Origin of the sequence: Eudoraea sp., assembly GCF_039969275.1 — a bacterium.
Lineage (GTDB): Bacteria > Bacteroidota > Bacteroidia > Flavobacteriales > Flavobacteriaceae > Eudoraea.
The window spans coordinates 177,835-196,391 of the sequence record NZ_JBDVOC010000017.1; the positions used below are offsets into that span (position 1 = coordinate 177,835).

At 37.2% G+C, this 18,557-nt stretch carries 17 protein-coding genes; 7 read left to right on the forward strand and 10 right to left on the reverse strand.

Annotated elements, in window-relative coordinates; translation table 11 throughout:
- Positions 1-2 precede the first annotated feature (2 nt).
- Entirely contained in the window at positions 3-902 is a 900-nt protein-coding gene (locus tag ABJH90_RS16390) for a site-specific tyrosine recombinase (protein WP_348140012.1), read from the reverse strand.
- A gap of 203 nt (positions 903-1,105) precedes the next feature.
- On the opposite strand from ABJH90_RS16390, the gene aroQ reads away from it, so the two are divergent.
- Positions 1,106-1,519 carry a type II 3-dehydroquinate dehydratase gene (aroQ, locus tag ABJH90_RS16395; RefSeq protein ID WP_348140014.1) on the forward strand — a complete coding sequence of 138 codons (414 nt, stop codon included), beginning with the start codon at positions 1,106-1,108 and terminating at the stop codon, positions 1,517-1,519.
- Here the strand turns inward: aroQ and ABJH90_RS16400 are convergent.
- The 5 genes from ABJH90_RS16400 to ABJH90_RS16420 all read right to left on the reverse strand — a co-directional run bounded on the left by ABJH90_RS16400 (position 1,514) and on the right by ABJH90_RS16420 (position 5,076).
- A complete protein-coding gene (locus tag ABJH90_RS16400) occupies positions 1,514-1,801 on the reverse strand; it encodes a DUF3817 domain-containing protein (protein WP_348140016.1) in 288 nt (95 codons plus the stop codon). The genes aroQ and ABJH90_RS16400 overlap by 6 nt on opposite strands.
- A gap of 23 nt (positions 1,802-1,824) precedes the next feature.
- Positions 1,825-3,216 carry a dihydrolipoyl dehydrogenase gene (lpdA, locus tag ABJH90_RS16405; RefSeq protein ID WP_348140018.1) on the reverse strand — a complete coding sequence of 464 codons (1,392 nt, stop codon included), beginning with the start codon at positions 3,214-3,216 and terminating at the stop codon, positions 1,825-1,827.
- 87 nt (positions 3,217-3,303) lie between these two features.
- The gene (locus ABJH90_RS16410; RefSeq protein ID WP_348140020.1) at positions 3,304-3,831 is read right to left on the reverse strand and encodes a DUF1572 family protein; all 528 of its coding nucleotides are present in this window, start codon (positions 3,829-3,831) and stop codon (positions 3,304-3,306) included.
- A gap of 54 nt (positions 3,832-3,885) precedes the next feature.
- Positions 3,886-4,386, reverse strand: coding sequence for a peptide-methionine (R)-S-oxide reductase MsrB (gene msrB, locus ABJH90_RS16415; protein ID WP_348140022.1), 501 nt, complete (start codon positions 4,384-4,386; stop codon positions 3,886-3,888).
- Between the two features lie 135 nt (positions 4,387-4,521).
- Complete coding sequence (locus tag ABJH90_RS16420; RefSeq protein ID WP_348140024.1) at positions 4,522-5,076, reverse strand: collagen-like protein; 555 nt, start codon at positions 5,074-5,076, stop codon at positions 4,522-4,524.
- Between the two features lie 207 nt (positions 5,077-5,283).
- On the opposite strand from ABJH90_RS16420, the gene ABJH90_RS16425 reads away from it, so the two are divergent.
- From ABJH90_RS16425 to ABJH90_RS16450, 6 genes are all read left to right on the forward strand, one after another.
- Positions 5,284-7,221: an alpha-1,4-glucan--maltose-1-phosphate maltosyltransferase gene (locus ABJH90_RS16425; protein ID WP_348140026.1), complete on the forward strand. Its 1,938-nt coding sequence runs from the start codon at positions 5,284-5,286 to the stop codon at positions 7,219-7,221.
- Between the two features lie 2 nt (positions 7,222-7,223).
- On the forward strand, positions 7,224-8,858 hold the full coding sequence (locus ABJH90_RS16430; protein WP_348140028.1) for a trehalose synthase: 1,635 nt from the start codon (positions 7,224-7,226) through the stop codon (positions 8,856-8,858).
- Positions 8,859-8,868: 10 nt separating this feature from the next.
- Entirely contained in the window at positions 8,869-10,764 is a 1,896-nt protein-coding gene (gene glgB / locus ABJH90_RS16435) for a 1,4-alpha-glucan branching protein GlgB (RefSeq protein ID WP_348140030.1), read from the forward strand.
- Between the two features lie 100 nt (positions 10,765-10,864).
- A complete protein-coding gene (locus ABJH90_RS16440) occupies positions 10,865-13,264 on the forward strand; it encodes a glycoside hydrolase family 31 protein (RefSeq protein WP_348140032.1) in 2,400 nt (799 codons plus the stop codon).
- Positions 13,265-13,298: 34 nt separating this feature from the next.
- Entirely contained in the window at positions 13,299-14,114 is an 816-nt protein-coding gene (locus ABJH90_RS16445) for a M48 family metallopeptidase (protein ID WP_348140033.1), read from the forward strand.
- A gap of 73 nt (positions 14,115-14,187) precedes the next feature.
- Complete coding sequence (locus tag ABJH90_RS16450) at positions 14,188-15,510, forward strand: MFS transporter (protein WP_348140035.1); 1,323 nt, start codon at positions 14,188-14,190, stop codon at positions 15,508-15,510.
- A gap of 44 nt (positions 15,511-15,554) precedes the next feature.
- Here ABJH90_RS16450 and ABJH90_RS16455 read toward each other — a convergent pair whose 3' ends face one another.
- Genes ABJH90_RS16455 through ABJH90_RS16470 form a run of 4 tightly spaced genes read right to left on the reverse strand, consistent with a single transcriptional unit; the run spans position 15,555 to position 18,508 of the window.
- The gene (locus ABJH90_RS16455; RefSeq protein ID WP_348140036.1) at positions 15,555-16,277 is read right to left on the reverse strand and encodes a head GIN domain-containing protein; all 723 of its coding nucleotides are present in this window, start codon (positions 16,275-16,277) and stop codon (positions 15,555-15,557) included.
- Between the two features lie 44 nt (positions 16,278-16,321).
- A complete protein-coding gene (locus tag ABJH90_RS16460; RefSeq protein WP_348140038.1) occupies positions 16,322-17,413 on the reverse strand; it encodes a hypothetical protein in 1,092 nt (363 codons plus the stop codon).
- Complete coding sequence (locus ABJH90_RS16465; protein ID WP_348140040.1) at positions 17,394-17,954, reverse strand: hypothetical protein; 561 nt, start codon at positions 17,952-17,954, stop codon at positions 17,394-17,396. Before ABJH90_RS16465 ends, ABJH90_RS16460 begins: the two co-directional genes overlap by 20 nt.
- A 2-nt stretch (positions 17,955-17,956) precedes the next feature.
- Positions 17,957-18,508 carry an RNA polymerase sigma factor gene (locus ABJH90_RS16470; RefSeq protein ID WP_348140042.1) on the reverse strand — a complete coding sequence of 184 codons (552 nt, stop codon included), beginning with the start codon at positions 18,506-18,508 and terminating at the stop codon, positions 17,957-17,959.
- Positions 18,509-18,557 lie beyond the last annotated feature (49 nt).

Sequence of the window (18,557 nt, forward strand, 5' to 3'; positions counted from 1 at the left end):
AATTAATTTTGTCTTGGATGAAATTTGTTAACCACTTCAGCCAGATGTGATCTATCTAAATGCATATAAACTTCCGTAGTGGTAATACTTTCATGACCCAACATTTGCTGGATAGCGCGCAAGTCGGCGCCATTTTCCAATAAATGTGTGGCAAATGAATGTCTGAAAGTATGCGGACTAATACTTTTTGAAAGACCAATTTTGATAGCTAGTTGCCTGATGATTGTAAAAAGCATAGCACGGCTGAGTTGCTTTCCTCTTCGATTGAGAAATAGGATATCTTCAAATCCCTTTTGAATTTTTTGATGACTGCGAACCTGTTTGTGATAGATGTTGATATATTTTTTATTTACATCACTAATTGGAACAAAACGCTGCTTATCTCCTTTCCCGGTCACTTTAATAAAATCTTCTTCAAAGAACAGATCAGATATCCTGAGTCCGGTTAATTCCGATACCCTAAGTCCACATCCATATAATGTCTCCAGCATGGCCCTGTTGCGCTCCCCTTCGGGTTTAGATAAATCAATAGCTTTAATAAGACTATTTATTTCTTCAGTTGAAAGGGTATCCGGGAGTTTTCGGCCTATTTTTGGTGATTCTATTAAATCTAAAGGAGTGTCTTTTCGGTAATCTTCAAAAACTAAATAATTAAAAAAGCTTTTGAGTCCGGAAATTATGCGGGCCTGAGATCTTGGCCCTACCTCTTTAGCCACCTCATATATAAAAAGTTGTAAGGTTTCACGATCCAGAGACACAGGGGTTTTACCTATTCCATTGTCTTCCAAGAATAATTTTAGTTTTTCAACATCCCTGATATAATTGGTAATGGAATTAGCTGCCAAACCTCTTTCTATCTTTAAATAGTATTCAAAATCTGTTATGGCCTGATTCCAATTCACCGTATAAAGATATTGCTTGTTTCTCTTAATTTTATGTTTCGAGTTTTTTTATCCCCTTAATTCCGTTTTACAGCTTATAAAAGAAGTGGTTTAACCAGTTTTTATAGCTATATAATACCTGATAAACAGGCTAATTTGTTATTAAAAACGAAGGGTACTTCAAGCGCTTTTTTTGCACTATACATTTTATTACTTTTAACCTCATGAAAATTATAATTATTAACGGGCCTAATCTAAACCTTCTGGGAAAAAGAGAACCTGAAGTCTATGGAAGTAAAACCTTTGATTCCTACTTTGAAGAACTTCGGTCAAAATTTAGTGAGCTACAGCTGGAATATTATCAATCTAATATAGAAGGTGAACTCATAGATAAAATACAGGAAGTTGGTTTCTCCTATGATGGAATAGTGCTTAATGCCGCTGCCTATACCCATACTTCTGTGGGTTTGGGTGATGTTGTAAAAGCAATCAATACACCAGTAGTTGAAGTTCATATCTCCAATACGCACAAACGTGAGGACTTCAGACATTTTTCCTATATCTCTTCAGGCGCAAAAGGAGTTATTCTTGGTTTTGGATTAAAAAGTTATGAACTGGCAATCCTAAGTTTTTTATAAGTTTGCAATTGGTTTTAGGTATTTCTCGTCCATATAGAAAGTACCAAAGGGTAGGAGAGAGGCCAATACAAGCATAATTATTTTCTTTGGCGCTATTTGTCTTTCTATAGAAAAGATTAGACCAAAAATCATATAGGCAACAAATAGAAAACCGTGTACATACCCAATATATATATTTGGTTCTGTAATGTTTGCCCAATATTTCAAGGGCATACTAAAACTAAATAAAAGCAAATAGGAAATACCTTCCAGAATGGCACTAATTCGAAATGTTCTAAGCATTAAAATCTAAAATATTTGCTGTGTTAGAGGTGTATAACTTCGCCATAGGCTGCTGCGACCGCTTCCATTACTGCCTCACTCATTGTAGGGTGAGGATGAACGGCCTTTAGGATTTCATGACCAGTTGTTTCTAATTTCCGTGCAACCACGGCCTCTGCAATCATATCTGTTACACCGGCACCTATCATATGGCAGCCTAACCATTCGCCATATTTTGCATCAAAAATAACTTTTACAAAACCATCGGCATTTCCTGAAGCTTTTGCTTTACCACTTGCAGAGAAAGGGAATTTACCAATTTTAAGTTCATAGCCTTTTTCTATAGCTTGTTTCTCTGTGAGGCCAACAGATGCGATTTCCGGCATACAGTAGGTACAACCGGGAATATTCCCATAATCTAATGGTTCTACGTGCATTCCGGCTATTTTTTCCACACAAAGGATTCCCTCGGCAGAAGCAACGTGTGCAAGTGCCTGACCAGGGGTAACATCGCCAATGGCGTAATAACCCGGGATGTTGGTTAAGTAGAAGTCATTTACAATAACTTTATCTCTATCGGTAGCGATACCTACTTCTTCCAGGCCTATATTTTCAATATTTGATTTAATACCCACTGCCGAAAGTACTATATCGGCTTCCAGAATTTCTTCTCCTTTGAGGGTTTTTACGGTAGCTTTAACTCCATCCCCCGAAGTGTCAACATGTGTAACTTCAGATGACGTTTTAATTTTGACACCAGCTTTCTTGAAACTGCGTTCCAACTGTTTGGAAACCTCTTCGTCCTCTACGGGAACAATATTTGGTAAAAATTCAACAACTGTAACATCGGTACCCATAGCGTTATAGAAATAGGCAAATTCAATTCCTATTGCCCCACTTCCTACAACTATCATTTTCTTGGGTTGTTTCTCCAAAGTCATTGCTTTGCGGTAACCAATAATTTTTTTCCCATCCTGAGGTAAAGCGGGTAGTTCCTTACTCCTGGCTCCTGTGGCAATAATTATATGTTCTGCGCTATACTCTGTATCCTTGCCTTCCGCATCAGTAACAACTACTTTCTTTCCGGGTGCCAATTTTCCAAAACCATTAATAACTTCAATTTTATTTTTCTTCATAAGAAATTGAACCCCTTTGCTCATTCCATCCGCCACATTTCTACTTCGTTTTACAACTGCATCAAAATCTTTATCCACTCCATCTACTTTTAGCCCGTAATCTGCGGCGTGTTGTAAATATTCAAATACCTGGGCCGATTTCAAGAGGGCTTTGGTAGGGATGCATCCCCAATTTAAACATACACCTCCCAGATTCTCTTTTTCTACAATAGCCGTTTTAAATCCAAGTTGTGATGCTCTAATAGCGGTTACATAACCCCCAGGTCCACTCCCTAAAACAATAATATCGAATTTGCCCATTCCAGTATTTTTTGTGATTCAGATTTATGAGGTCGCAAAGTTACAAAACCAAATGGAAAGCTTTTAAACTTCGTAAAGAATCTTAAATTAATCCCCGAACTTTGCCTTGTTATAGGCCTTTGATTGGCCTTTTGGAATGGAAAGAGAACCCCAGTTTTTACCCTTTATAGTCTTACCAATTAGTACTATTTGACCAATGTGATAGGAATAATGGGCTAATTGCCTGTTTAAGGCCTCTGTAAGCGTATGAGCTTCGTTTCGTATTTTTATTTTATTCTCAAAATTCACCGGTTTTATTTGTTGAATGGCATCAAAAAAACAATTCCAACCTGTTTCCCATGCAACAAGCATTTCCTTTTTTGTTCTGTATGACGCTTCAAATTCCGAATCCCTGTTTCTCCACATTTTTTCACCGTCTTCGGTAAGAAAGTTAGTCCACCTGCTAAGCATATTCCCTGATAAATGTTTTACTAGTACCGCGATGCTGTTACCTGAACTATCATATTTCCAATGAATGTCTGAATCATCTAGTTGAACAAAGGTTTTGTCGCCAAGGGATTTATAGCGATTGCATTCAAATAATAAACTTTTGATGTAATCTTCCTTTAAATTCATATTTTATTTTGCTGAGATCAAAATCTAAAATATTTTGTTTTAACAGATAGTGGTCTATTGTGATTCAGGCACAAACTGCAAGGCAGCTCCGTTTATACAATGTCTCAGTCCGGTGGTTTCCCGGGGGCCGTCCTCAAAGACATGGCCAAGGTGGCCGCCACAAACTGCACAATGCTCTTCTGTTCTTTTATACCCAATCTTGTAATCTACATCAAAGGCCACGTTCCCCTCAATTTCTCTGTCGAAACTTGGCCATCCCGTACCCGAATCAAATTTGTGCTCGCTGTTAAATAAAGCTGTTCCACAGCCAGCGCAGACATAAGTCCCCGTCATTTTATTTTTTAATAGCTCACTGGATCCCGAATTTTCAGTACCCGCTTTTCTGAGCACATAAAACTGTAGGTCCGTAAGTTCTTTACGCCAATCTTGTTCAGATTTCACAACTTTAAATGTCTCTGTTTGTTCTTCCCCTTTTTCAGCTACAGCTTCTTTTTCCTGTGAAACCCCTTTGCATCCCATAGAAATCAAAAGGATAATGAACACGTACTTTTTCATACTAAATTTATTTTTTCTTTTTCTATTTTTTTTGACGGTTTTGAACTCAAAACCTTTCAAAGTTAAGGATAACTTCATAAAAAAATCCCTGCATTAATATTGCAGGGATTATTTTTCTTTAATTTATAGATGCAACTATAGTTGTATTCTGTTAATATCTATTTCCCTTACGTTTAAGCTGCTCATAACTTCCCCAATATTAGAAGTATCCATTTTTGAGGATTGGGCAAATTCAGCCGGTACAATGGCAATTCTAAACACTTGGTTGTCTGTATCTCCGGGAGATAGGGTTCCAAGGTCAAAATCTGATTCTAAAAAGACACTTACATCCAGAAATGTAAAGTCATAATTGTATTGTAGCAACCCTTGATTTAAAATACGGGTTTGTGGTAATAACCGCCAGATATCCAGGGGTTCTCCATTACCGTCTTCCGCAACATCCCATAAAATGTAAATTAATACTACATCAGATTCAAAAACTTCCACTGTTTGTGGGAATTCATAAAATAGGGAATAGTTATTACCGGCATCAAAAGTACCTTCAATCTCAAGGACCTGGCCCAAAATATTAACCCCATCTTCCCCGTTTAACCCATCAAAACCAGGAGGTCCGGGAGGTCCTGTCGGCCCTTCACACGACAAAATAATTAAGGTTAAAAATGCGCCAAATAGTAGTGTAACTTTTTTCATAATGTAAATGTTTAATGATTAATATTTTAAGTCTGTCTTTTAATTTTTTTTAAAGTTTTACATATTATCTTAACCCAGGAAACAAAAAGCGTTCCAAAAATAGATTTTACAAAAGGATTATCTTGTAATTCGGCAAAAATTGGGCTTTGGGGTATTGTATTTCAGATAATTCCCTATTTTTAACAAAAACCCAACTAACTAATTATTATGTTAAGACAACAACGTGTTGTAATTGAAAATATTAATCCTCAGCTTCAATGTGGAGCTTTTTTTATTAAGCGAGTCGTTGGAGAATCTGTTACGGTATATGCAGATGTAATAGGAGATGGACATGATATAATTCAGGCAGAGCTTCAATACAAACACTCTTCTGAGAAATCTTTTAATACTACACGCATGGAACACCTTGGCGACGATGTCCATAGGGTTTCCTTTAAAGTTCTTAAGCAGGGCATTTATATTTACAGAATTTCAGCCTGGGTAGATCATGCTCAAAACTGGCAACATGGTATAGAGGCCAAGTTAAAGGACAATCAACATGTAAACAGTGAACTCCTAGACGGTGTTCAGCATTTGCAGGTTCTGACAAAAAAAATAAGTTCTTCTGAGAAGAAATATATAAATGATTTAATTGAATCTTTTCAAAATGAAGATTTATATGAAAATGCTGTTAAAGAAGCTATTTCAGATAAACTACATAAGTTATTTGTTAAATATCCAAATCGTATTTTGGCTAATACCAGTGAGGACCTTCAGGTTTATGTAGACAGGCTTAAAGCAAATTTCAGTACCTGGTACGAATTTTTTCCAAGGTCATCTTCTCCTGTGAATGGTAAACATGGTACTTTTAATGATTGCCAGGCTTTACTGCCTAAAATAGCTGAAATGGGCTTTGACGTTCTTTATTTACCTCCAATACACCCAATTGGTGAAGTTAACAGAAAAGGAAAAAACAATACTACAAATGCCCAGGAAGGTGATTCCGGGGTGCCATGGGCAATTGGTTCTAAGCTTGGAGGTCATAAGGAAATACATCCGGAGCTAGGTACCGAGAAAGATCTTAAGAGTCTTATAAAAAAAGCAAATGAACTGGATTTGGAAATTGCATTGGATTTAGCCTTTCAGGCAGCACCTGATCATCCTTACATAACTACTAACCCGGAATGGTTCAGAAAAAGACCGGACGGTACTATGCAGTATGCTGAGAATCCACCTAAAAAATATCAGGATATTGTAAACTTCCATTTTGAATCTCCGGCATTTAAAGAACTTTGGTCAGAGCTGTTGGCGGTGACACTAAAATGGGTTGGACTTGGAGTACAAATATTTCGAGTAGATAATCCTCATACCAAACCTTATTATTTTTGGAATTGGTTAATTGCTGAGGTTAAAAAGAAACATCCTGATGTACTTTTTTTAGCGGAAGCCTTTTCCAGACCTAAGGTAATGCAGCAGCTGGCCAAACAGGGGTTTTCACAGTCATATACCTATTTCACATGGAGGGTGCACAAGCACGAGATTATAGAATATATGCTTGAGCTTACCCAAACAGAAATGAAGGAGTATTACCGTCCAAATTTTTGGCCTAATACACCGGATATTAACCCATATCATCTACAAGGAGCCAATGAGGCAATGCACATTGCGCGTTATGCTCTGGCGGCAACTTTATGTGGCAATATTGGAATATACGGACCTGTTTTTGAGTATATGATTTCTGACGCCATGCCAGGAAAAGAAGAGTATCTGAATTCAGAAAAATATGAAGTGAAATTTTGGGACTGGTCTGTTAAAAATAAATTAACCCTAATCATAACTCGCTTAAACCAGGCCAGGAAAAATCATGAAGCATTACAACAAACCAACAATATCAGGTTTTGCCATATAGAGAATTACCATCTTTTAGCATTCTATAAATGGAACGAAGATAAATCAGATGAAGTTTTGGTTATAATTAATCTTGACTCACATTATGCGCAACGAGGAATGCTACAACTTCCCATTAGTGATTTGTCCCTTAATATTGAACAAGGGTTAACAATTCATGATCTTGTCACGGACAATAGTTATATTTGGCATGATGAGTGGAATTTTGTAGAATTACACCCTGCATTGCCATTTCATTTGTTTCACATTAAAAAATAAGAATGCCTAAGAAAAAGAAGGACTCTATTCTACAGCCTCCCTACTCATTTAATGTAGCCTGGGAAAATTTGTTGGATGATAAGAACTTTATAAAAGTATTTCTTTCTGATGTCCTTGAGGCATACGTGGTTAAGCAAAGATGGTATGGGGGTAAAGCGAGTAAACTAAAATATATAGAGCTCCGGGAATACTTCAGGATACAGCAGAAGGGCGAAATATATTATGGATTATTGCTCGAAGTGAACTTTGAAGAAGCATTTTACCAGCACTATTTTTTACCCATTGCGTTTGTTACAGACGAGAATTTTGCTGAAAAAGAAAGAATTCTGCCACTAAGTATTAACGGACAAGAAGGTTTTATTATAGATGCAATAAACCTTGAAGCTTTTAGGAAGTTAGTTTTTGAGCGCATTGTTAACGCGGAACCAAATGATACTACCCGTGTGAGGTACCATAAAAGTCTTGAATTTCATGATCATGTTTATGAATCATCTCGTTTTATGGGTCTTGAACAAAGTAATACTTCGGTAATAATCAATGATAAATCTGTTATTAAGTTCTTCAGAAGGATATATGCAGATAAAAATCCCGATTTTGAAATGAGTCAGTTCCTTTCGGAACGCAAGGGGTACAAAAATACGCCGGCATATCAGGGTAGCATAAGCATCATGGACGCAGATAATGTTAACGTTACCATTGCATTAATGCAGGAATTGGTTCCCAATCAAGGCGATGCATGGGATTTTATGTTGAAAGAATTACATAAGATCTTTAGTAACCTTGAATATAAGGGGATAAACGTTCATCATTTACCACGAACGGAATTGTTTGAAAGGTTAAATATAAGGGATGTTCCGCCTGAAATCATTGATTGGGCAGGTTTGAACGTTTTCCTAAAACTGCAGGTACTTGCACAGAGAACCGCAGAGATGCATATTGCATTGGGTTCAGAGTTTGAAGACACTGCATTCACACCCACTCATTTTAATGGAGATTACGAGGTATGGTTAAAGAATAGATTGCTCTACCAATTTCAAAATAGATTAAATACTGTTGAAAATAACCTTCATCGTTTGGAAGGTTTATCGCTGGACCTGGCTAACGAGTTTTTAGAACGTAAAAATGAGATTAGAAAACGCTTTGTAACCTTTGATTGGACCAAGCTCAAAGGAGAAAGGATTCGTGTTCACGGAGATTATCACCTGGGACAAGTATTGGTTCAGGAGGATGATTTTTATTTGCTTGATTTTGAAGGAGAGCCAGAAAGTACAATTAGAGACAGGAAGGTAAAGCAGCCACCTTTAAAAGATATAGCAGGTCTTTTCCGGTCTTTTCATTACGCGGTTTATGCAACAATATTCAACCATATGGAGGAATATGCATATTCACAGGAAGATCTTTTTCTGGCAGGGGAGATTCTATATCGTTATTTTATTGGAGTCTTTCTGGAGACCTATGCCACCCTTATACAGGAACATAATATAAATATAGGTTATCGCCAGGAACGAATATTTCTTTTGGAATATTGCATGCTCGAAAAGGCAGTTTACGAACTTGGATATGAAATGAATTCAAGACCCAGATGGGCCGTGATACCTTTGCAAGGTATTATGAGTATTATTAACGAACCTAACTAACAACATAAATATGGGCAATGTAATTCCCTATAGCTTATTATCGGATTTTGATATCAATCTTTTTAAATCAGGCAAGCATTATCGGCTCTATAATCATTTGGGTTCACACCCCATGAAATACAAGGGTAAGAAGGGAACGTATTTTGCTGTTTGGGCACCTACAGCCAAATCGGTCTCCGTAATAGGCGATTTTAATTACTGGGTAGAAGGAGAGCATCAGCTTAATGTAAGATGGGATGAAAGTGGTATTTGGGAAGGGTTTATTCCGGGAGTAGAGCAAGGTGCTTTGTATAAATATAAAATACATTCACATAATAACGATATTAAAACTGAGAAGGCAGATCCTTTTGCAAGATATTGTCAACATCCCCCTAATACAGCCTCTGTAGTATGGGATAATACTTATAAATGGAAGGATAAGAAATGGATGGATACGCGTGAGAACAAAAATGGTTTAGACAAACCGTATTCAGTATATGAAATTCATCTTGGATCCTGGAAACGTACTAAGGAGAATGATTTTATGTCTTATGTGGATCTGGCCGAAGACCTGGTTAAATACCTAAAGGAAATGAATTTTACGCATGTAGAATTCATGCCGATTATGGAATATCCTTATGATCCTTCATGGGGTTATCAGCTTACGGGCTATTTTGCGCCAACATCCAGATTTGGTAAACCTGAAGATTTTAAACTTCTGGTTGATAAACTTCATCAAAATGATATAGGGGTCATCCTCGATTGGGTGCCTTCTCATTTTCCTGAAGATGCCCATGGTTTAGGATTTTTTGACGGCTCCTGCCTATATGAGAATCCCGACAAAAGAAAAGGGTACCATCCGGATTGGAAAAGTTTGATATTTAATTATGGAAGAAACGAAGTTCGTGCATTTCTGATAAGCAATGCAAACTTTTGGTTGGATCAGTATCATGCAGATGGTCTTCGAGTTGACGCGGTTGCATCAATGTTATATTTGGATTATTCTCGTGAAGAAGGTGAGTGGGAGCCAAATATTTATGGCAATAACGAGAATCTTGAAGCTATATCGTTTATTCGCGAACTCAATCAAGAGGTGTATAGTAGTTTTAAAGGGATTCAAACCATCGCCGAGGAATCAACTTCCTTTTCTATGGTCTCAAAGCCAGTAAGCATAGGAGGTCTGGGATTTGGAATGAAGTGGATGATGGGATGGATGCACGATACCCTGGAATACTTTAAAAAAGAACCTATTTACAGAATGCACCACCAAAATGACCTTACATTTAGCATGACCTATGCCTTTACCGAAAACTTCATGTTGCCTTTTTCCCATGATGAGGTAGTATATGGAAAGCAGTCTCTATTATATAAAATGCCGGGAGATGAATGGCAAAGATTCGCTAATTTACGATTGCTTTATGGATATATGTTTACTCACCCCGGTGCTAACCTCATATTTATGGGTGCAGAGTTTGGACAGTCTTCCGAATGGAATTTTCAGCAAAGCCTCGATTGGCATTTGTTACAATATGATTTTCACTCCGGGATTCAGGAGTTGGTAAAGGACCTCAACAAACTTTATCGTTCATCACCTGCCCTTTATGAAAAACAATTCAGCCCTGAAGGATTTCAGTGGATTGATTATGGAGATTCTGAGAATTCTGTACTTACTTATATCCGTCGCGGTCACGAACCTAAAAATGACCTAATTGTAGCCTGTAATTTCACTCCGGTCACAAGAGAAGGATATCGAATAGGAATTCCAAAAAAGGGAACTTTAAAGGAGGTTTTTAATAGTGATGCGAAAAAATATGGTGGAAGCGGAAGTAAAAATACTGGCATAAAAGTTTCCAAAACCCCATGGCATGGTCATAAAACTTCAATTGAAATTACAATTCCACCACTTGGGATGGTTGTTTTCCAATAAATATGGCCAACTATAACGTTGTAGTTCATAATTGGTTGTAATATCGTTTTTCTTTTAAAAGTTAAAGTCTTTTTTTTGTGGGTTTCTAAAATCACCCTTTATGATTACGAATACAGAATTAGAATACAAAGGCAATTTATACCCTAACAGGATTGCAGAGTTTAAGCGCGATTCCGATAAATTTTATTTTACTTCAGAGAATGGTGTTGTTCTGGAGATAACGGTACTACGTAATAGTGCTATACGATTCAGATATGCTACGGAGGAAGTTTTTCAACCAGATTTTTCATATGCAATAAGTCCTGATGCCAGTAGGGGTTATAACAAGCTTGAATCCAAAGAAACCAAAACAGAATATTTAATTTTTACTTCTAAGATCACCGTTCTGATTGATAAAAAAACAATGCGAACCCAGATTTCAGATTTAGAAGGGAATATCATAAATGAGGATGAACTTGGTTTTCATTGGGAGGAGAATTATGAATTTGGGGGTAATTCGGTAAAGATGAGCAAAATCACTCAATCTGCTGAAAGCTTTTATGGAATGGGGGATAAAGCCACACACTCTAACCTTAAAGGCAAAAGGGTTAGAAATTGGGTTACAGATTCATATGCATATGCAAAAGATCAGGATCCGTTGTATAAAGCAATTCCCTTTTATGTCGGACTTCACAATAATATTGCCTATGGGATATTTTTTGACAATACCTTTGAAACTCATTTCGATTTTGCTCATGAAAGAAGAAATATAACCAGTTTTTGGGCAGACGGTGGAGAAATGAATTACTACTTTTTTTATGGCCCTGAGATGTCAAAAGTGGTAAGGGCATATACAGATTTAACCGGTACACCGGAAATTCCCCCGCTTTGGGCATTGGGCTTTCATCAATCTAAATGGAGTTATTTTCCGGAGAGCAATGTTAAGAAAATTGCTGCAAAATTCAGATCCCTTAAAATTCCCTGTGATGCTATCTACCTCGATATAGACTATATGGATGGATTTCGATGTTTTACCTGGGATAAGAAAAAATTTCCTGACCCTAAGGCCATGATACAGGATTTATACGAAGACGGCTTTAAAACAGTGGTCATGATAGATCCTGGAATAAAGGTAGATAAGGATTATTGGGTTTATCAGGAAGCCATGAAGAATGATTATTTCTGTAAAAGGGGAGATGGCCCTATAATGCGCGGTAAAGTTTGGCCGGGAGAATGTAGCTTTCCTGATTTTACCAACCCAAAGGTTAGAAAATGGTGGGCGGGTCTCTATAAAGAACTGATGGCAGAAACGGGGGTCCATGCCGTATGGAATGATATGAATGAACCTGCTATTATGGAAGTTCCATCTAAAACGGCTCCTTTAGATACCAGACACGATTTTGATGGTCATCGCTGTAGTCATAGAAAGGCTCATAATATTTATGGCACTCAAATGGTTAGGGCGACTTATGAAGGCGTAAAAAAATACGTTTACCCCAAACGTCCTTTTGTTATAACAAGGGCGGCATATGCAGGGGCACAACGTTTTAGCTCTACCTGGACCGGTGATAATGTTGCTACCTGGGAACACTTGTGGATTGCCAATGTACAGGTGCAAAGAATGTGTATGAGTGGTATGTCCTTTGTTGGTTCAGACATAGGAGGATTTGCGGAACAACCCAACGGAGAACTTTTTGCGAGATGGATACAATTGGGTGTCTTTCATCCCTTTTTCCGAGTGCATTCAAGCGGAGACCACGGCGATCAGGAACCCTGGTCATTTGATAAGGAAGTTACTAATATAGTCAGGAAGTTTATTGAATTAAGATACCAGCTGCTACCTTATTTGTATACCATGTTTTGGAAATATTCTAGGGAAAACATACCTATGCTTAAACCCTTGGTGTATTATGATCAGGAAGATTTGCAAACGCATTTTAGAACTGATGAGTTTATATTTGGGGATCAAATATTGGTCTGTCCAATACAGGAACCCAACGCGTTGGGAAGAAGAATGTATATTCCTAAAGGAAAATGGCATAACTTTTGGACTGGTGAGGTTGTAGATGGAGGAATGGAGAAATGGGTTGCCGCTGATTTTGATAAAATTCCAATTTTTATAAAAGAAGGAGCAATAATTCCCAAATACCCTGTCCAGCAGTATGTAGGTGAAAAAGCTATAGAAGAATTAATCCTCGATGTCTACTTCAAGTATGGTATTGAAAAGTCCTCAGTTTATGAGGATGAACAGGATGGCTATGATTACACCAAAGGAAATTATAGTTTAAGGAATTTTAAATTGAATGGTAAGAAAAATGAATTGATAATCCAGCAGTTTAAAAATGGCGCTTTTATTACTTCTTACAACTCATTTAAAATTAATCTGATTGATTTACCATTTAAGATTAAAGAGATAGAGATAGATAATGAAATAGTTCCAATTAAAAAATTACAGCCAAATGGCAATAATACAATACATGTAACAAAAGAATTTACAGTATTGCACATAATAGGGAAATAAATATTTTGTATTTTGAACCTAGATAATCAATAAAATGAGCGCTAAAAAGTTTTTACTGGTATCCATATTACTTCTGGGGATTGCCTCTTGTAAAGTAAATCCATTTACAGGGCAAAAAGTATTGAATTTCTATCCCAACAGTCAGATTTTCCCAATGGCCTTCGCCCAATACGATGAATTTATTGGTCAAAATGATGTCATAGAAAGCAATACGGAGGCAAAGATGATTACAAGGGTAGGGCAGCGAATTTCTTCTGCTGCTGAAAGATGGTTATCTGCGAATGGATATCCAGGTTACTTAAAAGATTACCGTTGGGAATACAATTTGGTAAAAGATACTCTTATTAATGCCTGGTGTATGCCTGGGGGCAAGATTGTTTTTTATACCGGTATTCTGCCTATTTGCCAGGGAGAAACGGGAGTTGCCGTGGTTATGGGTCATGAAGTGGCACATGCATTAGCAGATCATGGGGCACAGCGCATGAGCGCGGGCACCTTGCAACAACTTGGAGCTGTGGCAGGAAATATTGCGATTCAGGACCAAAAATCTAGAAATTTGTTTAACCAGGCTTATGGTATTGGTTCTACGGTAGGGCTTATGCTGCCTTTTAGCCGTAGTCATGAATCAGAGGCAGATAGAATAGGACTTCAGATTATGGCCATTGCAGGCTATAATCCGGTTGAGGCTGCTGAACTGTGGAAACGTATGAAGGCCAATGCAGGAGGTAATGCACCACCGGAATTTCTAAGTACCCATCCTTCTAATGACACCAGGATTGCTAATTTAACCCAATGGGCTCCTTTGGCTAAACAGGAAGCACAGAAGTTTGGTGTAACTTCATTTCAATAGGCTAATTTAAATTAGTGATTCCCCTAATAGTTGTATATTCGAAGCTGCTCGTGTAGGGCAGCTTATTTTATAAATGGCCAGAACTTTTGCAATAAAAGGAAGTAAGAAACTATTAAATGCCTGGGCATTTTATGATTGGGCTAATTCCGTATATAGCCTGGTAATTGCTTCTGCCATCTTTCCAATTTTTTATGGCGCCCTCTTCCGAGTTGCAGAAATTGAGAAAGTATCAGTGTTTGGAGGTGAAATTTCCAGAGCTCCATTGATAAGTTATCTCACTTCTGCAGCTTTCTTATTCATTGCTTTAATCACACCACTCATATCAGGTATTGCAGATTATTTGGGTAATAAGAAAATCTTTATGAAATTTTTTTGTTACCTGGGAGGAATTTCCTGTATTGGGCTCTATTGGTTTTCATTGGAAAATATTTATTTCGGCCTTGTTTGCTACTTTTTTGGCCTTGTAGGCTTCTGGGTGAGTTTTGCAATTAATAATTCCTACCTCCCTGATATTGCCTTCCCTGAACAACAGGATAGTATAAGCGCCAAAGGATTCTCCATGGGTTATATAGGAAGCGTTATTTTACTTCTATTAAACCTTGCCATGGTAATGAAACCGGATATTTTTGGGATAGAGAGCGATGCTTCTGAGGTAGCGGAGATTAAAGCTATGAAATATTCGTTTGTAACAGTAGGTATTTGGTGGATTTTATTCAGTCAATATACCTTCTACTACCTGCCTAAAGGGATTAAGCGAACAGGGGTACGTAAAAATATTATTTTCAATGGATTTAAGGAGTTAAAAGGAGTATGGTATCAATTAGGGGATGAGGTAAAGCTAAAACGATATCTCGTAGCCTTTTTTGTATATAGTATGGCTGTACAGACTGTAATGTTGATTGCCACTTATTTTGGAGAGCAGGAGATTAACTGGGGTTCAGATAGTGAACGTACCACAGGCTTAATTGTAAGTATCCTGTTGATTCAGTTAGTAGCAATATTTGGTGCAACTATGACCGCAAAGGCGTCAAAAAGATTTGGAAATATAAAAACGCTTATGGTGATAAATGTTTTATGGGTATTTATCTGTATATATGCTTATTTCTTAATTACTCCAACAGATTTCTATATTGCAGCTGGTTGTGTGGGAATAGTCATGGGCGGTATACAGGCATTGTCGAGATCTACCTATTCCAAGTTTATCCCGGAAACAAGAGATACGGCTTCTTTTTTTAGTTTTTATGATGTTGCAGAAAAACTTGGGATTGTAATTGGTACTTTTTTATACGGGTTTATTGCTCAGTTTACAGGAAGCATGAGAAATGCAACCATATTCCTGGGACTTTTTTTCCTATGCGGATTGTTTTTACTGACCAGGGTAAATAAAAAACCCTGACGTTTCCGCCAGGGTATGATTGTTGTTCGTTTTTTGATGTAGTTCTATCCCTTGGTAATATCTCCGGATCCCGAAACTTTACTATCTATTTTTGTTGCATCTCCACGATAATGAATATCTCCGGAGCCAGATACCCTTGCTTTCAGCATTTTATTAGCCGTTACTTTAATGTCGGCAGATCCTGAAATACTTGCATCTACTGTATCGGCTATAAGGTCATAAGCCTTTATATCACCGGAGCCCGAAATTTGAATATCAAACAATTCGGTAGTACCACTTAAATTGATATCTCCGGAACCAGACATTGACGCACTAACCGTTTTGGACTCCACATCCAGAGTTATATCCCCGGAGCCCGACATTCTCGTGCTAAAGTCTGAAGTGGAAATTGTTTTTTTACCAACTATATCACCCGATCCTGAGAGGGAAACTTCATTAACGCTCTCTACAGGAACCGTAATGTAAATACCGCCATTATTTTTCCATGAAGAAGGTTGAAGGTTTCTACCTTTTTTTACTTTGATTACCAATTTACCCTCCTTCACCTCAGTTTTAATATGTTCAAGCAAATTTTCGTCCCCTTCAATACTTATTTTTCCCTCTTCCCCATCAACCAGGATAACATCAAACCATCCAGACACGGCAATCACATCGTAATCGTCAGTAGATCTTTCAATGGTTACTACATTGCCGTTTCCTTTTATTTTCTGCGCATTTGTGACGGCAAAAGTGCATATGGCTATTCCAAGAGTTATTATTTTCTTCATGATAAAATATTTAAGTTATTAGTGCTTAATATTGAGTGTTTCGTTTAATTTTTAGAGAAAGTAATGCTTCCATAATCACTCGTAATGGAGATCATATTTTCGCTAGCTGAGTTACCGTAAAATCCTTTGTAATAAAGCTCATCTGATTTCTCTTTGCTAATACTGATATCAAAATCATCTTTCCCGCTAACACCGGCATATTCGGTCGTAATTTCAAAATTAAAATTATACATAGGATCATAACCTATTTTGATGCCCGTATATTCTGTTCGAATTGAAACATTTCCAGCATCCTGAGCCATATTAGCTATGCCCACAGAACCGTAATCAGCATTAATGTCTACATTCCCGTGAATAGTACCCAACTTAACGTTTATGTAGTCGCCATTTCCCTGTACATTGTTTGCTTCATCTACTTCCAATTTACCATAATCACTGGTGTATTCTAAATTTTCCATTTGTCCGATTGCCGCATTTGTATAATCGGCACTGACGGATAAATTTCCAGCTTTTTGTATGGTAAACCCTGAATAATCGGCAGAGATCTTAGCACTATTTACATATTCAATAGTTGATTTGGATGTGTAATCGAATTTTAATTCATTATTCCTGCCACGTAGTTCTCCTATTTCTAACCTGCCGTAATCACAACTAATTTTGGCATGACCATCAATACGGTCCAGCATAATATTTCCATAGTCATTATTTAGATGGACATTGTTTTTCACAGGGAGTTTAATAGTATAGTTTATTTGCATGTTCACATTGTTGCTTTTCCCCCAATTCCAACCCCAGCTTCCTTTATTTTTATTGAAAATAGTTTTTGCAGAAACCATATCGCTGCTGGCTTCAAAATCCACCGTAATTTTATCAAGCTTTTCCTGTACTTTAGACTCGTTATTGCCGCTGGTTTTAATATGAACTTCTATTACCACTCTATTCTCGTTCCAGGAAGTCAAAGTAAGATTTCCATAACTATTACTAACTTTTAGCAAGGCATCTGAATTAACATCATATTCCTTCTTAATGGTTTTCTCCTTGGAATATTTGCCTTTTAAGTCCCCATTGTTGGCGAGGGTCATAACCGGAACTGCCAGAAGTGCAATTAATGTATATTTAAATAGTAATGTTTTCATCATCGTAATTTTTAAAGGTTTTAATATTTTCTATTTGGTCCATAACTTCTTGCAGTAAATCTATTCGGGTTGAGAAATTTGTAATCATAGCACTAAGTATTAGTTTACTATTTCCTCCATTAAGTAGATCTTGTTCAAGTTTCTTATAGTTTATTTCCAGTTTATTTAATTGTACCATAGCGTCATCCACTAATTTTTTAGTTTCAGGTGTGCTTTCGTTCTCCAGCTCCTTTACTTGCTCTTCAATAAGGCTTGCAAAGTAAAACTGAGTTTGTGAAACTTCCGGAGAAATTTCAGCCAGCTGTTCATCAATGGATGGTTGATTAGTATAAAGTGAAGCCCCAACTGCGAAAAGCAACATTATAGAAGCTGCTATTGATAATGGTCTCCACCAACTATTCTTTTTAGGGATTAGTCTTACTACACCATTTTCATTGCTCAATTTCTTCAGGAATCTTTGTTCATGACCTGCCTCTGGTTCTTTTGTATCAAAAGAGCCTTCCAGGGTTTTAAACATTTCCTCTATTCGATCTTCTTTCATAATTAAGCATTTATCATTTTTTTTCTTAAACTTTCCTTCGCTCTTGATATTGTAGTCCTGCAATTCGCATAACTTATATCCATTATTGAACTAACCTCTTCGTAATCATACCCTTCAATTAGATGTAAGGTCAAAGAAATTCTGTAATTGTCTTTCAATTGTTTCATGGTTTCCAGCACTTTTTGAGCCATTCGTTCTGTACTCCCATGATCCTCGGCAACGCCATCATTATCTTCGACCTTGTACAATATTTCATCTAATCCTACCTCTTTCTTTTTCTGCTGTTTTCTGTAATGGTAGATACTTTTGTTAATAACTATGCGCTTTAACCACGCACCAAAAGTAACATCCCCTTTAAACGTATGCAGTTTCGTAAACGCATTCAAAAACGATTCCTGCATGACATCTTCAGCTTCCGCACTGTCTTTTACTATCCTATATGCCGTGTTAAACATGGCTTTGTAATAGCGGTTGTAAATTTCCAATTGTGCACTTTGATTGCCTTCCAGACACAATTGTAACAAGGCTTCAGTATGTACTTTATTTTGGCTCAAAAAGTAAATGCTTTATATAAAAGATTTATTAATTTAAGGAATGTTACAC

Coding starts and splice junctions, on each gene's coding strand:
- ABJH90_RS16450 (WP_348140035.1), top strand. CDS start 14,188: ATGGCCAGAACTTTTGCAATAAAAGGAAGTAAGAAACTATTAAATGCC.
- aroQ (WP_348140014.1), top strand. CDS start 1,106: ATGAAAATTATAATTATTAACGGGCCTAATCTAAACCTTCTGGGAAAA.
- ABJH90_RS16440 (WP_348140032.1), top strand. CDS start 10,865: ATGATTACGAATACAGAATTAGAATACAAAGGCAATTTATACCCTAAC.
- ABJH90_RS16455 (WP_348140036.1), bottom strand. CDS start 16,277: ATGAAGAAAATAATAACTCTTGGAATAGCCATATGCACTTTTGCCGTC.
- lpdA (WP_348140018.1), bottom strand. CDS start 3,216: ATGGGCAAATTCGATATTATTGTTTTAGGGAGTGGACCTGGGGGTTAT.
- msrB (WP_348140022.1), bottom strand. CDS start 4,386: ATGAAAAAGTACGTGTTCATTATCCTTTTGATTTCTATGGGATGCAAA.
- ABJH90_RS16425 (WP_348140026.1), top strand. CDS start 5,284: ATGTTAAGACAACAACGTGTTGTAATTGAAAATATTAATCCTCAGCTT.
- ABJH90_RS16400 (WP_348140016.1), bottom strand. CDS start 1,801: ATGCTTAGAACATTTCGAATTAGTGCCATTCTGGAAGGTATTTCCTAT.
- ABJH90_RS16465 (WP_348140040.1), bottom strand. CDS start 17,954: ATGAAAGAAGATCGAATAGAGGAAATGTTTAAAACCCTGGAAGGCTCT.
- ABJH90_RS16420 (WP_348140024.1), bottom strand. CDS start 5,076: ATGAAAAAAGTTACACTACTATTTGGCGCATTTTTAACCTTAATTATT.
- glgB (WP_348140030.1), top strand. CDS start 8,869: ATGGGCAATGTAATTCCCTATAGCTTATTATCGGATTTTGATATCAAT.
- ABJH90_RS16460 (WP_348140038.1), bottom strand. CDS start 17,413: ATGAAAACATTACTATTTAAATATACATTAATTGCACTTCTGGCAGTT.
- ABJH90_RS16430 (WP_348140028.1), top strand. CDS start 7,224: ATGCCTAAGAAAAAGAAGGACTCTATTCTACAGCCTCCCTACTCATTT.
- ABJH90_RS16445 (WP_348140033.1), top strand. CDS start 13,299: ATGAGCGCTAAAAAGTTTTTACTGGTATCCATATTACTTCTGGGGATT.
- ABJH90_RS16410 (WP_348140020.1), bottom strand. CDS start 3,831: ATGAATTTAAAGGAAGATTACATCAAAAGTTTATTATTTGAATGCAAT.